Source organism: Streptomyces sp. R44 (assembly GCF_041053105.1).
GTDB lineage: Bacteria > Actinomycetota > Actinomycetes > Streptomycetales > Streptomycetaceae > Streptomyces.
The window spans coordinates 157893-175351 of sequence record NZ_CP163444.1 but is presented as its reverse complement, the minus strand read 5'-3'; the positions used below and the strand labels follow the sequence as shown (position 1 = coordinate 175351).

The 17459-nt window shown below is 72.2% G+C and carries 17 protein-coding genes; 12 read left to right on the top strand and 5 right to left on the bottom strand.

The window, feature by feature from the left end; all coding sequences use genetic code 11:
* The first annotated feature begins 200 nt into the window (after positions 1-200).
* From AB5J54_RS00905 to AB5J54_RS00885, 5 genes are all read left to right on the top strand, one after another.
* The gene (locus AB5J54_RS00905) at positions 201-1601 is read left to right on the top strand and encodes a DUF5685 family protein (protein ID WP_369141924.1); all 1401 of its coding nucleotides are present in this window, start codon (positions 201-203) and stop codon (positions 1599-1601) included.
* A 266-nt stretch (positions 1602-1867) separates the two neighbouring features.
* Positions 1868-2245: a hypothetical protein gene (locus tag AB5J54_RS00900; RefSeq protein WP_369141923.1), complete on the top strand. Its 378-nt coding sequence runs from the start codon at positions 1868-1870 to the stop codon at positions 2243-2245.
* Positions 2246-2313: 68 nt separating this feature from the next.
* A complete protein-coding gene (locus tag AB5J54_RS00895; RefSeq protein WP_369141922.1) occupies positions 2314-2895 on the top strand; it encodes a carbonic anhydrase in 582 nt (193 codons plus the stop codon).
* Between the two features lie 14 nt (positions 2896-2909).
* The gene (locus AB5J54_RS00890) at positions 2910-4397 is read left to right on the top strand and encodes a SulP family inorganic anion transporter (RefSeq protein WP_369141921.1); all 1488 of its coding nucleotides are present in this window, start codon (positions 2910-2912) and stop codon (positions 4395-4397) included.
* Positions 4398-4600: 203 nt separating this feature from the next.
* Positions 4601-5872, top strand: a complete 1272-nt coding sequence (locus AB5J54_RS00885) for a geranylgeranyl reductase family protein (protein ID WP_369149178.1) — start codon at positions 4601-4603, stop codon at positions 5870-5872.
* A 57-nt stretch (positions 5873-5929) separates the two neighbouring features.
* Here the strand turns inward: AB5J54_RS00885 and AB5J54_RS00880 are convergent, their stop codons facing one another.
* Positions 5930-6550, bottom strand: a complete 621-nt coding sequence (locus AB5J54_RS00880) for a LysE/ArgO family amino acid transporter (protein WP_369141920.1) — start codon at positions 6548-6550, stop codon at positions 5930-5932.
* A 69-nt stretch (positions 6551-6619) separates the two neighbouring features.
* Between AB5J54_RS00880 and AB5J54_RS00875 the strand changes: the two genes are divergently transcribed.
* The 3 genes from AB5J54_RS00875 to AB5J54_RS00865 all read left to right on the top strand — a co-directional run bounded on the left by AB5J54_RS00875 (position 6620) and on the right by AB5J54_RS00865 (position 9080).
* The gene (locus tag AB5J54_RS00875) at positions 6620-7537 is read left to right on the top strand and encodes a LysR family transcriptional regulator ArgP (RefSeq protein ID WP_369141919.1); all 918 of its coding nucleotides are present in this window, start codon (positions 6620-6622) and stop codon (positions 7535-7537) included.
* Positions 7538-7566: 29 nt separating this feature from the next.
* Positions 7567-8034 (top strand): DUF5990 family protein, encoded by a 468-nt coding sequence (locus AB5J54_RS00870; RefSeq protein ID WP_369141918.1) that lies wholly within the window; start codon positions 7567-7569, stop codon positions 8032-8034.
* Positions 8035-8189: 155 nt separating this feature from the next.
* Positions 8190-9080: an MBL fold metallo-hydrolase gene (locus AB5J54_RS00865; protein WP_369141917.1), complete on the top strand. Its 891-nt coding sequence runs from the start codon at positions 8190-8192 to the stop codon at positions 9078-9080.
* A gap of 69 nt (positions 9081-9149) precedes the next feature.
* On the opposite strand, the gene AB5J54_RS00860 is transcribed toward AB5J54_RS00865, so the two are convergent.
* A complete protein-coding gene (locus AB5J54_RS00860) occupies positions 9150-10370 on the bottom strand; it encodes an ATP-binding protein (RefSeq protein WP_369149177.1) in 1221 nt (406 codons plus the stop codon).
* 86 nt (positions 10371-10456) lie between these two features.
* On the bottom strand, positions 10457-11116 hold the full coding sequence (locus AB5J54_RS00855; protein WP_369141916.1) for a response regulator transcription factor: 660 nt from the start codon (positions 11114-11116) through the stop codon (positions 10457-10459).
* 89 nt (positions 11117-11205) lie between these two features.
* Here AB5J54_RS00855 and AB5J54_RS00850 point away from each other — a divergent pair, with 89 nt between their 5' ends.
* Genes AB5J54_RS00850 through AB5J54_RS00835 form a run of 4 tightly spaced genes read left to right on the top strand, consistent with a single transcriptional unit; the run spans position 11206 to position 14946 of the window.
* Positions 11206-11703 (top strand): hypothetical protein, encoded by a 498-nt coding sequence (locus AB5J54_RS00850; protein ID WP_369141915.1) that lies wholly within the window; start codon positions 11206-11208, stop codon positions 11701-11703.
* Complete coding sequence (locus tag AB5J54_RS00845) at positions 11700-12845, top strand: peptidoglycan-binding protein (RefSeq protein ID WP_369141914.1); 1146 nt, start codon at positions 11700-11702, stop codon at positions 12843-12845. The genes AB5J54_RS00850 and AB5J54_RS00845 overlap by 4 nt, the downstream gene beginning before the upstream one ends.
* Positions 12845-13705: an ABC transporter ATP-binding protein gene (locus AB5J54_RS00840; RefSeq protein WP_369141913.1), complete on the top strand. Its 861-nt coding sequence runs from the start codon at positions 12845-12847 to the stop codon at positions 13703-13705. Before AB5J54_RS00845 ends, AB5J54_RS00840 begins: the two co-directional genes overlap by 1 nt.
* A complete protein-coding gene (locus AB5J54_RS00835) occupies positions 13705-14946 on the top strand; it encodes an ABC transporter permease (RefSeq protein WP_369141912.1) in 1242 nt (413 codons plus the stop codon). The genes AB5J54_RS00840 and AB5J54_RS00835 overlap by 1 nt, the downstream gene beginning before the upstream one ends.
* 209 nt (positions 14947-15155) lie before the next feature.
* Here the strand turns inward: AB5J54_RS00835 and AB5J54_RS00830 are convergent, their stop codons facing one another.
* A complete protein-coding gene (locus AB5J54_RS00830; RefSeq protein ID WP_369141911.1) occupies positions 15156-16634 on the bottom strand; it encodes a phosphodiester glycosidase family protein in 1479 nt (492 codons plus the stop codon).
* A gap of 2 nt (positions 16635-16636) precedes the next feature.
* Complete coding sequence (locus AB5J54_RS00825; protein WP_369141910.1) at positions 16637-17404, bottom strand: peptidase inhibitor family I36 protein; 768 nt, start codon at positions 17402-17404, stop codon at positions 16637-16639.
* Between the last annotated feature and the right edge of the window lie 55 nt (positions 17405-17459).

Sequence of the window (17459 nt, the reverse complement as noted above, 5' to 3'; positions counted from 1 at the left end):
CGACGTGGTCGACGTCGGCACCCCTCCGCCAGGACGGCCTCTTGAACCGCACCGACGTCGGCGCCCTTCCGCCAGGACGGCCCCCGGGGATCGCGTCCGGCCTCCGCGGACCCCTCTCGATAGGGACCCCTCTAGGATGACGACCGCGCGTCGCACGACCGGACGCGTGTGGGTGCTTGTCGCACGGGGGGAGATTTTCGGTGTTCGGAATCATCAGGCCATGCCGTCATCGGCTGGGCGAGGGCTTGCGTACCGAGTGGATGGCGCACCTGTGTGGGCTGTGCCTGGCGCTTCGCGGAGAGTACGGGCAGTTCGCGAGGGTGGCCACCAACTACGACGGTCTGATCGTCTCCGTACTGACCGAAGCGCAGTCGGAGCGAACCGGCGACTGGCGGCGCGCGGCCGGTCCGTGCCCGCTGCGCGGGATGCGTTCGGCGGACGTGGCGCAGGGCGAGGGCGCGCGACTGGCGGCGACGGTGTCGTTGGTGCTCGCCGCCGCGAAGGTACGTGACCATGTGGCCGACCGCGACGGTCTGTTGGGACGCCGCCCCGTGGCGCTGGCGGCACGCCGGATCGCCCACGGCTGGGACCGTGCGGGTGCCGCAGGCGGCGAACGGCTCGGGTTCGACACCTCGGTGCTGCTCAAGGCCGTCGAGCGCCAGCCGGAGATCGAGCGGTCGACCGGCCGGGGCGGCTCGCTTCTGACGGTCACGGAGCCCACGGAATCGGCGACCGCCGCCGCCTTCGCGTACACCGCCGTCCTCACGAATCGCCCGGAGAACGCGGCACCGCTCGCGGAAGCCGGGCGTCTGTTCGGCCGACTGGCGCATCTGCTGGACGCCGTGGAGGACCTGGACGCGGACGAGGCGTCGGGCGCGTGGAACCCGATCGCCGTGACCGGCGCGGACCGCGCCGAGGTGCGCAGGCTCTGCGACGACGCCGTTCACGGAATCCGGCTTTCCCTGGCCGATGCCGAGTTCGTCGACGGGCGGCTGGTACGGGTTCTTCTGGGCGGAGAGCTGGAGCGCGCTGTCGACCGGGTCTTCGACCCCCGGCATCGCCACCATCAGCACAACCGCCAGGCGCGCGGCCTGCGCATGCTCCCTTGGCTGGGTCGCCGTACGGCGACGGAAGAGCCCTCGGAGACCGGCACGGGCGCAGGCGCGGCTTGCGGCGTCGGCGTGCTCGCGGGCGTGGCCCCGGAGGGTGTGCCGACGGCATCGGGCCGCCCGCCGGAGGGGGAGTGCCGACGGTGTCGCGAGCAGCGCCGGCTGTGTGGTGACTGCAGGCTCTGTTACAACTGCTGCCGCTGCGACGACGACACGGATTCGGGTGATGGAGAGCCCTGGCAGTTCGGCGAAGGCAATGGCGGCGGCAGCTCGACTCGGGATGGTTCCGGCAGGGACGGCTCCGGGGGTGACGGCTGGTTCGGCGGGCATGCCGGCGGGAACTCGGGAGGCTCCTCCGGCGGTTGGGGTGGTGGCCACGGGTCAGGAGGCCATGGGTCCGGTGGCTCCGGCGGGGGCTCGGGCGACGGCTGCGGCGGGGGCTGCTGCAACCCGTGCAAGTGCTGCTGTGACTGCTGTGACTGCTGCGACTGAACGACGGATGCACTGACGGCCCACCAGATAGACGGCCCACCAGGCACACGGCCCACCAGGGTTCCTGGTGGGCCGACGTCGTCGGTGGGCGCGCACGTCCATGCAGCCCTTCACGTCAACATCAGGCTGATTCCATTCGAAAACCCGCGTACGGCAGGGGTGTTGCGGAATCCAGTTCACCTGGGTGCATTACTCTTCCTTGACTCGCCCTTGGGCTTGCATTGGCGAATGTTGATGACGGTTCAACGAGAGGGAGGAACGCCGAGATGCTGTCCGTCCCCGTGTCCGCGATCCTGCGCGCGGCCCTCCTCCTCGTCCTCGCGTTCCTCTGCGCCGGCCTCCCCCTCACCCCCGCCGGCTCCGCGACGCAGGTTCACGGACCCTGCGCCCAGAAGGTCGCGCCGACCGCGGCGTTCGAGTCCGCGCACGCCGGAGGCTGCGACGCCGACAGCCCCGGCCGCTCCGTCCTCCACCGTGACCGGCGGCGACCCGTCACCGCCGCCGCGGACCTCCCGGGCCCGCCACTGGTCGCCCGGGCCGTCCCGCTCGCGGATCCGCCCGTCGGCCGCCCCCGCGGCGCGGACACCCGGCCCAGACCGCTCGGCGCCGACGACCCCTCCGCCCTGCAGGTGTTCCGCTGCTGACAGGCCCTTTCCCCCTGCGCCGACCTGTCAGCCCGACGCGCCCCACGGCGCGCCAGGAGGAATCATTCATGCAGCCTCTCATCGACCACGCCCGCCGATTCGGACAGCGCCCCGAGGAGTTCGCCGCGTACGCCGCGGGTCAGTCCCCGGACGTCCTGTTCATCACCTGCTCCGACTCCAGGGTCGTACCCGCCCTGATCACCGGCGCCCGGCCCGGCCAGCTCTTCGAACTGCGGACCGCGGGCGGCATCGTGCCCCCGTACGGCAAAGGCAACCCCAGCGGCGAGGCCGCCACCATCGAGTACGCCGTCGAGGTCCTCGCCGTCCAGGACGTCGTCGTCTGCGGTCACTCCCACTGCGGCGCGGTGGGTTCGCTGGTCCGCGGCGACGACCTGAGCGCGGTCCCTGCCGTACGGGACTGGCTCGCCCACGCCGCTCCCGACGGAGTCCCGGGGCGCGCCGACGACCCGGCCGTCACCGACGCGGTCCACGGCCACGTACTCGCCCAACTGCTCCGCCTGCGCTCCTATCCGTGTGTGGAACGGCGGCTCTCGGAGGGCCGGCTCCGCCTGCGCGGGTGGTACTACGAGGTGCACACCGGTGCCGTCCTCGAGTACCGCTCCGGAGCCGACTCCTTCGAGGCGCTGTGAGGAAGGACGTCCGGATGCTTCGCTCCCTCCCGTTCCCGAGGCAGGACATCGCCGCCTCGCTCGTCGTCTTCCTCGTCGCCCTCCCGCTCTGCCTCGGCGTCGCCGTCGCCTCGGGCGTCCCCGCCGAACTGGGCCTCATCACCGGAATCGTCGGTGGTGTCGTCACGGGCCTGATGCGGGGCAGCAGCCTCCAGGTCTCCGGTCCGGCCGCCGGCCTCACCGTCCTCGTCCTCGAAGCGGTCCGCGCCTTCGGCCTCGGCGCGCTCGGAGTCATCGTGCTGGCGGCCGGCGTGCTGCAGATCGTCATGGGTCTCCTGCGGTGGGGGCGCTGGTTCCGTGCGATCTCCCTCTCCGTCGTCGAGGGCATGCTCGCGGGCATCGGGCTGGTCATCATCGCCGGCCAGCTCTACGCCGCGGCGGGAACCGCCGCCCCGGACTCGGGCCTCGACAAGCTCATCGGCCTGCCGACCGCCCTCTCCGAGGCGCTGGGCAGCCGCACGGCCCTCGTGTCGCTCGCCGTCGGTGCCGGGACCGTGCTCGTCATCGTCGGCTGGCGACGGATGCCGCGCCGCGCCCGGGCGGTTCCCGGCGCCCTGGTGGCGGTTCTCCTCGCCGCCCTCGCGACCGCCGTGTTCGGCCTTCCGGTGGAGACCGTGAGGGTCAGCGGCGTGCTGGAGGCCGTCCACCTGCCGGGCTCCGAAGCCCTCTCCTCCCTCGTCGACCCGGCCGTCCTCGGCACGGTCCTCGCGTTCGCGCTGATCGCCTCCGCCGAATCGCTGTTCAGCGCGGCAGCGGTCGACCGGCTCCACTCGGGACCGCGCACGGACTACGACAAGGAACTCATCGCACAGGGCGCGGGCAACACGCTGTCCGGTCTGCTCGGCGCACTGCCGCTCACCGCGGTCATCGTGCGCAGCTCGGCCAACGTCGAGGCCGGCGCACGGACGAAGGCGTCCCGGATCCTGCACGGTGTGTGGCTGCTGCTCTTCGTCACCCTGCTGCCCGCCGTCCTCGCGTACATCCCCCTGGCCGCCCTGGCCGGGATCCTCGTGCACGCCGGCTGGAAACTCATCCCGTTCAAGGGCGTCCTGACGTTGTGGCGACGTCACCGGGGCGAGGCCGTCGTCCTCGTGGCGACGGCGGCGGCGATCGTGTCGGTCGGCATGTTCGAGGGTGTTCTGATCGGCCTCGTCATGTCGGTCGGGAAGGCCGCGTGGGAGGCCTCGCAGCTGCGGATCGAGCAGAGTGACGACGGACGCGACGTGCTGCGCGTACGGCTCCAGGGGACGGTCACCTTCCTTCGGCTGCCCCAGATACTCGACAGCCTGGAGGACCTGCCGAACGACCGACGGGTGGTCCTCGACCTCTCCGGCGTCCACCACCTCGACCACGCCTGCCGGGCCGCGCTGGAGGCATGGGCGGAACGGCACAGCGGCGCCGACGCCGAGGCGGTACGGGCGGCCACGGCCCCGAACCGCCGCGAGGGCGCGGCCGCAGCGTAGGCGGGCAACCCCGGACCGACGCCGGCGGACCGGGCGGTGGGCCTCACCGGCCTCACCCGAGGCCCACCGCCCGGACAGGGACGGCCGGCCTCTCAGGCGTGCCGCACGGAGTGTGGGTGCCCGTCGAGGGGCATAGTAGGGGAGTGATCACCAAACGTGACGAGGCCGGCGGCAGTGGCGAGGGCGGTAGGGGATCCGACGGCGTGGGGGACGAGGAGGCCCAGGTCATCGTGGTGGGGGCGGGGCCGGCGGGATCCGCCGCCGCGGTGCATCTGGCACGAGCGGGTGTGGACGTCCTGCTCCTGGAGAAGAGCGGCTTCCCCCGCGAGAAGGTGTGCGGTGACGGGCTGACGCCGCGCGCCGTGCACCAGTTGGTGCGGCTTGGCATCGACATCGACGCGCCGGGCTGGATGCGGAACAAGGGGATGCGCTGGGTCTGCGGCGGACACAGCGCGGAGCTGGACTGGCCGCGCCTGGGCGCGTTCCCCGACTTCGGACTCACCCGGAGCCGCCATGACTTCGACGACCTGCTCGCCACGCAGGCGAGCGCCACCGGAGCGCGCTTGCGCACCCACGTCAAAGTGACGGGCCCGCTGACCGACCGGGCAGGGCAGGTCATCGGCGTGACCGCTTCCCACGGGCCCGGTGCGGAACCGGTGCGGTACCTGGCCCCCCTGGTGGTCGCGGCCGACGGCGCCTCGGCGCGTACGGCTCTCGGCCTCGGGCTCGAACGGGACGCGAAGCGCCCCGTCGCGGCGGCCGCCCGCAGGTACTACCGCAGCACGACCCGCACCCACGACCCCTACCTGGAGCTGTGGGCGGACCTGCGCTGCCCCCGCACCGGACTCGACCTGCCCGGATACGGATGGGTGTTTCCCCTGGGGGACGGCCGCGTCAACGTGGGTCTCGGCGCGCTGCCGCAACAGCGCCGGCGCCGACCCGTGGACCTGCGGGCGGCGCTGGACCACTGGCTGCCCCGCCTGCCCGAGGAGTGGGACCTGCACGAAGGGAGCGCCGATTCCCCACTGCGCAGCGCGCCGCTGCCGATGGGACTGAACCGGCGTCCGCAATACCACCGAGGCCTGCTTCTCGTGGGTGACAGCGCGGGCATGGTCAGCCCGTGGAGCGGCGAGGGCATCGCCCAGGCGATGGAGACCGCCGAGGTGGCGGCGGAGATCATCGCCCTTGCGCTGGCCAGGCCGGCCGGACCGCGCCGGGAACACGCGCTGCACCAGTACCCGGCCGAGATCCAGCGTCGATGGGCGCGGTACTACCGGCTGGGGAACCTCGCCGGCGATCTGCTCTTCTCCCGGTTCGGCTATCGTCCCCTCCTGCACCCCCGGGTGATGGCCTCGCCGCAGCTGTTGAGGGTCCTGGCCCGCCTGTTGACCCATGTGAGCGACGAGCCCTCGCAGGACACGATCGATTCCGTACTTCACACACTCCTGCGCCTCGTCCCCGTGCCGCGTCGGTAGCCCGCGCCCGACCTGCCGTCCGTCGGCCGTCACGAACAGCGGTCCGGCGGCGGCGGTCTACGCGCCCGCGACCAGCATCGCGCCCATCGCCAGCATGGTCACCGCGACCAGGCCGTCCAGCACCCGCCAGGCCTTGGGGCGGGACAGCACACCCGACAGCAGGCGGGCACCGAAGCCGAGGGCGAAGAACCAGCCCAGGCTGGCCAGGGCCGCGCCGATACCGAAGGCCCAGCGCAGGTCGCCCCGGTCGGAGGCGAGCGAACCCACCAGGAGAACGGTGTCCAGGTACACATGAGGGTTCAGCCAGGTCATGGCCAGGCAGGTGAGAACCGCCCGCCGGGCGGAACCCGCGTCAGGGCCACCGGCTGAGAGCGAGGCCGCCGGATCCGGGCGCAGTACCCTCCGGGCGGCCAGGAACCCGTAGCAGAGCAGGAACGCCCCGCCCGCGAGACCGACCGCGGTCAGCATCGCCGGCCAGGCCGTGACCACCGCGCCCACCCCGGCGACTCCGAGCGCGATCAGCACCGCGTCGGACACGGCACAGATGACCACCACGGCGAGGACGGCGTGGCGACGGACGCCCTGGCGCAGGACGAAGGCGTTCTGGGCCCCGATGGCCACGATGAGCGAGAGGCCGGTTCCGAAACCGGCGAGTACGGCGGCGATGCTGCTGTTCATGGTGTCGACCGTACGAACCGGCGAGGAATGAGTACAGCTAAGGATTCTTACGTACCCTTAGCGCTACTTATGGATGAGCTTCCCCTGGATCAGGTAAGAACCCTGCTGGCCGTCGTCGACGAAGGCACCTTCGACGCCGCGGCCGCCGCCCTGCACGTGACCCCCTCCGCCGTCAGCCAGCGCGTCAAGGCCCTGGAACAACGCACCGGGCGGGTCCTGCTGCTGCGTACCAAGCCGGTACGGGCCACCGAGTCCGGCGAGGTGGTGGTCAGATTCGCCCGGCAGCTGGCGCGGCTGGAGCGGGACGCCCGCGCCGAACTGGGGCTGGCGGCGGAGCAGGGCCCCGCGCGGGTTCCGGTGGCGGTCAACGCGGACTCCCTCGCGACCTGGTTCCTGCCCGCGCTCACCCGAGTGCCGCAGGACCCTCCGGTCTGCTTCGAGCTCTACCGGGAGGACGAGTCCCACACCACCGCCCTGCTGCGCGAGGGACAGGTGATGGCGGCCGTGACCTCCTCGCCCGACCCGGTGGCCGGGTGCTCGGTACGTCTGCTGGGACTGGCCCGCTATCTGGCCGTGGCGACTCCGGAATTCGCGGCCCGGCACCTGACCGGAGCCTTGGCCCAGGACCTCTGCGAGGCGCCCACCGTGGTGTTCGACCGACGGGACGAACTCCAGGACACCTTCGTCCGGGCGCTGACCCGCGGCCGGTCGGGGGCCGGGAAGATCCGGCACATGGTGCCGGCCTCGGACGGGTTCCGGGACGCGGTGGCCGCCGGCCTCGGCTGGGGCCTGGTGCCCGAACCGCAGGCCGCGTCACTCCTGCGGGCCGGGCGACTGGTGGAGCTCGCCGCGGGCCGTCCCATGGACGTCCCGTTGTACTGGCAGCAATGGAAGCTGGACTCGCCGGCCCTGTCAGCGGTTGCCGAGGCGGTCGCGGCGGTCGCCGCCGAGGCACTGCTGCCCGGTAGGCCGGCCGGAAGGCCATGAGATCGCCGGGAGTTCCGGGACCTTGTGGGATGCGCATCCGTATCGACGCCGTCGAGCTGCCCGGCCTCACCTGTCCGCCGGGGGACTCCTCCGACACGGCCTACCGGAACGTCCATGTGGCGGTCCAGCGCCGAGACCGCCCGGCCGAGCTCCTGGACCCGCAGCCCGGAGACGCGGCGAGTGCGACCTGGACCCTGGAGTGCACCGCCCTCGCCTCGCCCGGCGGCGGGACAGATGTGAAAGGCCCCTACATCCAGGGGCGTCCCGGCAACCGATTCATCTATCTGTCGTGGGGCGCGGTCGACGAAGAGGGTTCCTTCACCATGTTCCGACGGGCGAAGCTGATGCTCGACGCTGTCCCCGCCCACGAACTGGAGTCCGCCGTCAGCGGCGGGCTCCTCGTCGGACGCCTGGGCCTCACCGACGCCTGCGGCGAACCCCTGTGCGCCCGCGTCGTGCCGCCCCGCGTCACGTGGACGGCCGAACCCCGCGACTGAGACACCACGTCGTGCGCGGCGACATCCCGGTCCGGGCCACGTGACGGTCCGGGGCGCGTGACGGTCCGGCGTACGAGACGGTCCGGGGTACGTGACAACTCATCGAGGACATCCGGGTCTGGCCGTGGGCCGCCCCCGGTGGCACGATCTCCGGGATGCCCCCTTCCCTCCATCTCGGCCCCTACACCGTCACGGCGCTCGCCGACGGCACGGGCCCCTTCTTCTCCTCCCGAGCGGAGGCGTTTCCCGACGCCACCACCGAGCAGTGGGCCGCGGCCGACCAGTTCGACCCCGGGGCGCTCGACCCCGACGGAAACTGGCGGCTCCAGTTCCGCGCGTTCGCGATCCGCAGCGAGCGAGGCGACCGCGGCGTCACCCTGGTCGACGCGGGAATCGGCCCGGCCGACAGCGCGGCGGCCTCCTGGGCGCCCGTCCCCGGGGAGCTTCCGGCTTCGCTCGCCGCCGCGGGCATCGAACCATCCGAAGTGGACACCGTGGTGCTCACCCACCTCCACACCGATCACGTCGGCTGGGCCGTCGTCGGCGGCGCACAGGCGCGACCGTTCTTCCCGAACGCCGAGTACCTGCTGCAGCAGGCCGAACTCGACGCGATCGAGGAGGTCAACCCAGACCTGCGATCCCGCGTGATCGACCCGCTCCGCAAGGCCGGCCGGCTACGGCTGCTCAACGGCGAGACCACGCTGCGCCACGGCGAACGCGTACTCGCCACGCCCGGTCACACACCCGGGCACCAGAGCGTGCTCGTCGCGTCCCGGCGCGAACTGGTCGCCGTCACCGGTGACCTGCTCGTGCACGCGATCCAGCTGCTCCACCCGGAACTCGCCTACGCCCACGAGAGGGACCCAGCCCAGGCAAGGGCATCCAGGGAACGAGTGCTTGGCTGCCGGAGCAGCGGCACTTCAAGGGAACCAGTCGTTCGCTCCCGGAGCACCGACGCCTCTGGGGAACGAGCCCTCCTCTGCCGGAACACCGACACCCTCTACCTCGCGACACCGCACCTGACCGACCCGTTCATCGCCCTCTGACCCACCCGGCGAGCGTGCCCAGCGGCTCGGCCGTCCCCGAACCCACGATCCGAGCCGTCCCGACCACCATCACGGTCCGGCCGGCCGGAACACCACACGAACCGTCAGACCGCCCTCCTCCGTGTTGGCCGATGCCGTCGCCTCGGCCCCGTGCGCCCGGGCGACGGCGTCGACGATCGACAGGCCGAGGCCGGCGCCCTCCCCGGGCGCGTGGGTGCGTTCGTTGAGCCGGCGGAAGGGCTCGAAGAGCAGAGGGACCGTGGCGGACGGAACGACCGGCCCGGTGTTGGTCACCTCGATGCCGATGTCCGCTCCGATGCGCACGTCGACCCGACCGTCGGGGACGTTGTGCCGCACCGCGTTCACGAGCAGATTGTGCAGGAGGCGCTCCAGGAGTACAGGATCCCCGTCGATGGTCAGCGGCGCCGTCCGGACGGTGACGCGCACACCCCGCTCCGCCGCTTCGTCGCCGAGCGCTGCCACGACCTGCCGGGCGAGCTCGTCCACGGCGACACGGCGACGTTCCTTGAGCCCCTGTTCGGAGGCCGCGAGGAGCAGGAGGCCCTCGATGATCTGCTCGCTGGTGTCCGCGACCTCGATCAGCTTCGACCGCATGCGCGCCACCCGCTCGGGGGACGGATCTCCGCCGAGCCCGATCTCGGCGGCCGCCCGCTGCACGGCCAACGGCGTGCGCAGCTCGTGCGCGGCGTTCGCGGCGAACCGCTGCTGGGCGGAGACGAGCCGCTCCATGCGGCCGAGCATGTCGTCGAAGGTGTCGGCGAGCCGCTTGAGCTCGCCGGGCGGGGCGTCGAGGGCGATCCTCTCGTGCAGGTTCTCACCGGAGAGGCGGCGGGCGGTCTCGGTGATGACGGCGATCGGCCGGAGCACCCGGCCCGCCGTCCACCACGCGAGCGCGAGCGAGAGAACCGCGTAGCAGACGAAGACGGTCACCGAGACGGTGAGAAGCCGGTCGAGGGCCGCGGACTCGGCCGCGTCGCTGAGCGTCCGCGTGATCGCCAGTGCCTCGCCCGGGACGACGGTCCCCGTGCTCGGTGCGGGGCTCGCGGGTGCGGGGCTCGCGGGCGCGGCGCTCGGCATCCCGGAGGGGAAGGCGGACGGCAGTCGTTCCAGCCGCTGCGCCGGCACGGCCGTGGTGACGGCCATGCTGATCGACGAGTACATGCCCTCCTCCACGAGCACGTACACGACTCCTGTGAGAAGCGCCCCGGCGAGCACGAGCAGTCCGGTGTAGAGGGCGGTGAGCCGGGCCCGTTCGCTGCGGAACGACAGCTTGCGGCCGGGCTGTGCGACGAGGCCGGTCGTCCGCGGCCCGCGGGGGCCCGGGCGCAGCGACGCGCGGAGCTTCCGTACGCCGTTCACGACGCGATCCGGTAGCCCGCGCCCGGGACCGTCTCCACCACCGGCGGCTCGCCGAGCTTGGCCCGCAGCTTGCTGAGCGTCACCCGGACCGCGTTCGTGCGGTAGCTGGTGTGCTCCTCCCAGACCTGTTCGATCAGGTCCTCGCCGCTGACCACGGCTCCCTCGGCGCGCAGCAGCGCCTCCAGTACGCCGAACTCCTTGGGCGACAGGTGCAGGTGCCGGCCGTCGCGGCTGGCCTGCCGGCGTGCCGTGTCCAGGACGATCCCGCGCTGTTCGAGGACGGGCGGCAGCGCGGGTCTGGCACGCCGGCCGAGGGCCAGCACCCGGGCGAGGAGCTCGTCGTACGCGAAGGGCTTGGTCAGGTAGTCGTCGGCGCCCAGGCCGAGGCCTTCGACCCGGTCACGTACCGTGCCGGCCGCCGTCAGCATGAGGACCCGGGTCATGAGCCGCTGCTCGACGACCCGACGGCACACGTCGTCGCCGTGGATCCCGGGCAGGTCACGGTCGAGGACGAGAACGTCGTACTCCCCGAGCTGCAGTTTCCGTAGAGCTTCCAGGCCGTCGGCCGCGACATCCACGGCGAGCGCGGCCCGGCGCAGCCCCTCGGCGATCATCTCCGCGAGGAACGCCTCGTCCTCCACCACCAGTACGCGCATGGCCCCTGTCTATCCGAAAGGGACCTTTCGCCGATGTAAACGGAACCGTTGAGAGAAGCGAAACATCCCCGCGCGGCACCCTCGGCGGCATGACGATTCGACGGATCATCCGCACGGCCGCCGCCCCCTCGCTGGCCGCCGCACTCGCCCTGTTCGCCACCGCCTGCTCGGGTACGGCCCCGGGTGGAAAGGACGACGGGAGCGTGAACGAGGAGGGCAAGAAGGCCGACCAGGCCTTCGAACACCGCAAGTGTCTGCGTGAACAGGGGCTCGACGTGCCCGAGCCCAAGCCGGGCGAGAGCGGAGTCGGCCTCACCATCGGCGGCGACGGCATGTCGAAGGAGAAGATGGAGAAGGCGTTCAAGGCGTGCGCGAGCAAGGCCGGCGGCGCCGGGTTCGGCAAGGAGCCGACGCAGGCCGACAAGGACAAGGCAGTCGCCTACGCGAAGTGCATGCGCGAGAACGGCTTCAACATGCCCGACCCGAAGTTCGACGGCAGCGCGCAGCAGGCCATGCCGATACCGCAGGGCGCGCAGAAGGAGAAGTTCGACAAGGCCGCCAAGGCGTGCGAAGGCGCGGCCCGATGAGCGGCGCCGCCACCGAACCCCACGCGGGCGAGCGGAGGCCGCTGGGACGGCGCCGGCTCGCGCTGGCCCTCCTCACCGTCGTCGCCATCGCGGGCGGCGGCGTCGCCGTCACCGCCTTGGCCTCCCCGGAGAAGCCCTCGCCCGACCGTGCGGGCACCAGGGGACTGCCGCCCGCCACGGCGCCCGTCACCCGGGGCGACCTCGCCGACAGCTCCCAACGGGACGGCACGCTCGGCCACCTCGGGGAACGCAAGGTCAACGCGGGCGGCCCGGGCGGCACCCTCACCTGGCTCGCCCCACCCGGCTCGGTCGTGCGGCGGGACGAGCGGCTCTACGAGGTCGACGGCGAGGCCGTACGGCTGATGTACGGGGACCAGCCCATGTACCGGACCCTGAAGACCGGAGACAAGGGCAAGGACGTACGGCAGCTGGAGGAGAACCTCGCCGCCCTCGGGTACACCGGCTTCGACGTCGACGAGGAGTACACCGCGAAGACCGCCGCGGCGGTCAAGCGCTGGCAGAAGTCCCACGACCTCAAGCAGAGCGGCACCCTCGGTCCGGAGCGGATCGCCTTCGCCGGCAGCGCGGTACGGGTCGAGGAAGCCGGCTCCGACTCCGGTACGGGCTCGGGCGGCGGCGACCGGATCGCTCCCGGAGACCGTGTCACCCCCGGCTCACCGGTGCTCACCGTGACGGGCTCCGAGCGGGTCGTGAGCTTCAAGGTGCCCGCCTCGGAGGCCGGATCGGCGAAGACCGGGACACGGGTCCAGGTCACGCTGCCGGACGGAACCCGCCTGCCCGGGAGGGTGTCCGCCGTCGGCAGGACCGCGACGGCGGGTGAGGACCCGCAGGACAAGACCCCGAAGATCGACATCACGGTGTCCTTCGACGACCCGGCCAAGGCCAAGGGCGTCGACCAGTCCCCGGTCACCGTCGAGCTCACCGGCGAAACCCGCCGGGACGTCCTCTCCGTACCCGTCAACGCCCTGCTCGCCCTCCCCGACGGCGGGTTCGGCGTCCAGGTCGTCGAGGACGGCGCGGCGCGGGACGTCAGGGTCGAGCTCGGGATGTTCGCACAGGGCAGGGTCGAGATCAGCGGCGAGGGACTGCGCGAAGGCATGAAGGTGGGGGTGCCGTCCTGATGACCGACACCGCGCGCCCCGTAGAAGACCCCGGCCAGACGCCGGGCCTCACCTCGCCCTTGGGCCTCACCCCGGGCCTCACCCCGGGCCCGCCGGCAGGCCTCATCTCCCTCCCGAGTCCGACCCCGCCCGCGATCGTCGGCTCGGTCCACGGCGGCCCAGCCCTCACCCGGGTCCCGGTCGTCGAGCTCAGCGGCGTCGTCAAGGAGTACGCCGGAGGCGTCCGCGCGCTCGACGGCGTCGACCTCGCCATCGGTGAGGGAGAACTCGTCGGCATCGTCGGCCCCTCGGGCTCAGGAAAGTCGACACTGCTCCACATCGTCGGCACACTCGACCGGCCGACCACCGGCACCGTCGCGATCGCGGGTCACCACGTCGCGTCCCTCACCGACCGTCGGCTCTCCGCCCTGCGCGCCCGCCACATCGGCTTCGTCTTCCAGGCCTTTCATCTGGCTCCGGGCGTCACCGCCGTGGACAACGTCGCCGAGGGACTGCTCTACTCGGGCCTGCCCCGGGCCCGGCGCCGCAAGCTCGCCGCCGAGGCGCTGGCCCGCGTCGGTCTCGCGGACCGTGCGCGGCACCGGCCGCACGAGCTGTCCGGCGGCCAGAAACAGCGCGTCGCCATCGCCCGCGCCGTCGTGGGGCAGCCCGACCTGCTGCTCGCCGACGAACCGACGGGCGCTCTGGACACCGCCTCGGGCGAGGCGGTCATGGAACTGCTGCACGCCCTGAACCAGGAGGGCGCCACGATCGCGGTCATCACCCACGACGCCGAGATCGCACAGCGCCTGCCGAGAACGGTCCGGATCCGCGACGGCAAGGTCGTCGCGGACTCGGCCCGGGGAAAGGTCGTGGTCTGATGCCCGGCAGGCGCAAGCGGACGACATCCACGGCGACCGAACGGCGACCCGTCGCGCTCACTGCCCGCCGGCTCGGCCCGCGCGACGTCCTGCACGTCGGCTCGGCCGGCCTGCGAAGCCGGCCCGTGCGGGTGGTGCTGTCGGCGCTCGGGATCGCCATCGGCATCGCGACGATGATCGCGGTGGTGGGCATCTCGGCCTCCAGCCAGGCGCAGTTGCTCCAGCGGCTCGACGCCCTCGGCACGAACATGCTGGTGGCCACACCGGGAGAGGGGATGTTCAGCGGACAGGAGGTGAAGCTGCCCAAGGACGCCGTCGGCATGGTCGGGCGCATCGAGGGCGTGGAGAAGGCCGGCGCGAGCGGAGACCTCCAGCACTCCGTACGCCGCTCGGAGAAGATCCCTGAGGAGGAGACCGGCGGCATCGCGGTGAAGGCGGCGACGGAGGGACTGCTCGACGTGCTGCGCGGCACGACGGCGTCCGGCACCTGGCTGAACGCGGCCAACGGCCGCTACCCCTCCGTGGTGCTCGGGCACGTCGCCGCGGAACGGCTGGGCATCGACCGGCCGGGCAGGCAGGTCTGGATCGACGACCGGTACTTCACGGTCGTCGGCATCCTCGACCCCCTGCCGCTCGCACCCGAGATCGAGCGCTCGGCGCTGGTCGGCTGGGAGAGCGCCCAGCGGATCCTCGGCTTCGACGGGCATCCGACCGCGGTGTACGAGCGCTCCACGGACGCGACGGTCCGCCAGGTCCAGCGGCTCCTGGCTCCGACGATCGACCCGCAGAACCCGCAGAACGTGGCGGTGAGCGACCCTTCCGAGGTGCTGAAGGCGAAGGCGGCGACAGAGGGCGCCTTCTCCACGCTGCTCCTGGGACTGGGCGGGATCGCCCTGCTGGTGGGCGGCGTCGGGGTGGCCAACACCATGATCATCTCGGTGTTGGAACGGCGCCACGAGATCGGTCTGCGCCGCTCGCTCGGCGCGACGCGAGGCCAGATCAGGATCCAGTTCGTGACGGAGTCCCTGATGCTGTCGGGGCTCGGCGGCATCGCGGGCGTGGCCCTGGGCGCGGCGGCGACGGCGGTGTACGCGTCCACGGGCGGGCTGCCCTGGGTGGTCCCGCCCTGGGCGGCCGCGGCAGGCTTCGTCGCGACCCTCGCGATCGGCTCGGTGGCAGGCCTCTACCCGGCGGTCCGCGCCGCCCGCCAGTCACCGACCCTGGCCCTGGCCGCGGCGTGACGCCCCGGCCCCGCGGCCAGCCCGCCGGCTCAGAGCGGGCCGACCGCGGGGCCACCACACCGCCCGTGACGAGCGGTCCCTGACCGCCTCTCCCCACGCCGGGGCCCCTGCCGCCATGACGACGGGGCGGTCGCTTCGGGCATTGGTCCCGGAGCGACCGCCAGGCGGGAGACCGGCGGTGGTTCCGGAGCGACCGCCAGGGGGAGGCGTCAGTTGCCGCCGGCCGGTAGACCGTGTCCGCCGCGTCCCGCGTACACGGCGTCGTAGACGGGCCGTTCGACGCCGCCCGCGTCCGAGAGGACGTTCTTCACCTGCCCGTCGACGACGAACGTGGTGGATCCGCCGCCGTCCAGGTTGAGGGCGTCGACGGCGCCGAGGTCCTCCATGATCTTCGCGAGGTCGTAGATCGGGACACCGCGGCGCAGGCCCTCGTCCCTGGCGGTGACGCTGACCAGGAGGGTGCGTCCGTAGCCGTCCGCGCCGATGGCGGTGCGGGGGTCGTTCGCGACGTTGTCGGCCGGTTCGGCCACGACCCTGCCGTGCCGCATCAGATCGTGGGTGCCGTTGACGACGTCGATCGACGGGTACGCCGGGTCGAGCGGCAGGTCGACGTCGTCGGTGGGGTCCTCGACGACGCCCAGGTCCGTGGCGCGCTGCGTGTACGTGAGCTTCGCGCCCACCATGGCGTGATCCCTGAGCCACTGTGCGCCGCCCCCGGTCTGGGCGTCGTCACCGATGCCCTGGAGCACCATGCCTCCCGGAGGGACGTCCATTCCGCCGCGCGGGGACTTCACCGCCGTGACACGGCCCGACGCGTCGACGGCGACCTCGACACCGTCGGCGTCGTCCGCCGCCACGAAGGGAGTGTGCCGCGGCTCCGGCGTCTTCTGGCCGTAGGCGGAGGTGAAGACGACGATCTCGCTGGAGTCCTGGTAGTAGGGACCGCTCTTGATGACATTGCCGTACTGGTCGAGCCGTTGGACGTCACCGTTCGCGTCGGTCGTGTACGGGAGGGACTTGTCACCGGCCTCCTGCGGGCAGAACGCGATCCAGCCCGGGTACCGGTTGACCGCGTCGACCACGCGCGTGGCGTCGTCGGCGGTGTCGGCGGTGTTCCGGTCGGACGTGATTCCCAACGTCGTCGTGATCTTGGTGAAGTGCGGCCGACCGTGCTGGAGGACGACGGCGTTCTGCCCCTTCAGGCAGGCGGCGCCCTGCACGACGTCCTCCTGGACCGAGGTCACCATCGGGAACGACCGTTCCTCCGGGATGCTCTTGCCGGTGGCGTCGTCCTCGTCCTTGGTGGACACGGAGTAGCCGCCGTTCACACCGACGTACGGCGCGTCCTTCGCGGTGGTCCCGACGGTGGCCAGCATGGCGGTGGTGGGCTCCTTCACGCCCACCCCGGCGCCCACCGTGCTGTCCAGGGATATCGCCCCGAGGTCCGGGTCGATGACCGCAACACGGACGACGATCTCGGAGGAGTCGCTGGAGTACGTGGTCCGCGTGATGCCCTCCGCCACCGTGAGGTGATGGGGCGTCAGGGTGTCCAGGACCGACTGCACGTCGTTGGTGGCGGGGTCGGCGACCGCCGCGCTCTGGGTCAGGGCCAGGGTCGCCAGGGCGACGGGAACGGCCGCGACGCGCCGCATGCGTGAGCGGCCGGCGGAGTTCGTGGCGGGGTTCACGGTCAGCACTTCCCTTCCGCGTCGGCGAGCTTGTGGGAGCTGACGGACGACTGGTACACGGCGGGCAGGGTCGTCTCCTCGCCCGGCAGGACGACGAACGCCCGGTACGCGACGCCGCCTGCCTGCCAGGTCCCGGAATATCCGGGATCCCGGTAGAAGCAGGCGGCCTTGTGCGAGCGGTTCGCGACGGACACCAGCTTGTCGTCCCAGGTCACGCCGTAGTCCCTGTTGCCCAGGACCCCGTCGGGAAGGACTTCGGACTGGCTCGTGACGCCTCCGACACCGCGCCCGCTGGGGCCTTGGAAGATGCACACCCGGCCGGCATCGCAGCGGTCGAACCCGGTCCGGCAGAGCGACTTGGACGGGGCGAACTTGTGCGAGGCCACCGTCACCTTCGGCAGCCCGTCGGCGCCCTTGGCCAGGTCGCCGCCGGTCTGCCCGGGCAGCACGGCCTGGATATCGGTCCCGCCGTACGCCGGGTCGTCGTAGAGGCACGTCCAGGAGGCCGTGTTGTTACGGAACGACAGGAAGGTCCGGTCCTTCAGGCGCTCGACCGTGCCGTAGTCGAGCACGGGCCCGTCCTGCGGCGCGAGCGAGACCATCTCGCCCCCGCCACCGGCTTGCGTGTACAGGCAGAACGTCTTCGCCGGACAGTCGCCGTACGCCGCCTGCGCCGGTCCGGCCTGCGACCACACCAGGCAGGCGGCCAGGAGAACGGCGGCCAGCCCCGCGACGGGCAGGCTGCCGAGTGAACTCTTGATCACGCGCATGGTCGTGAACTCTAGAGAACGCCATACACATCACGGCAGACCAGATCAGGCGAGA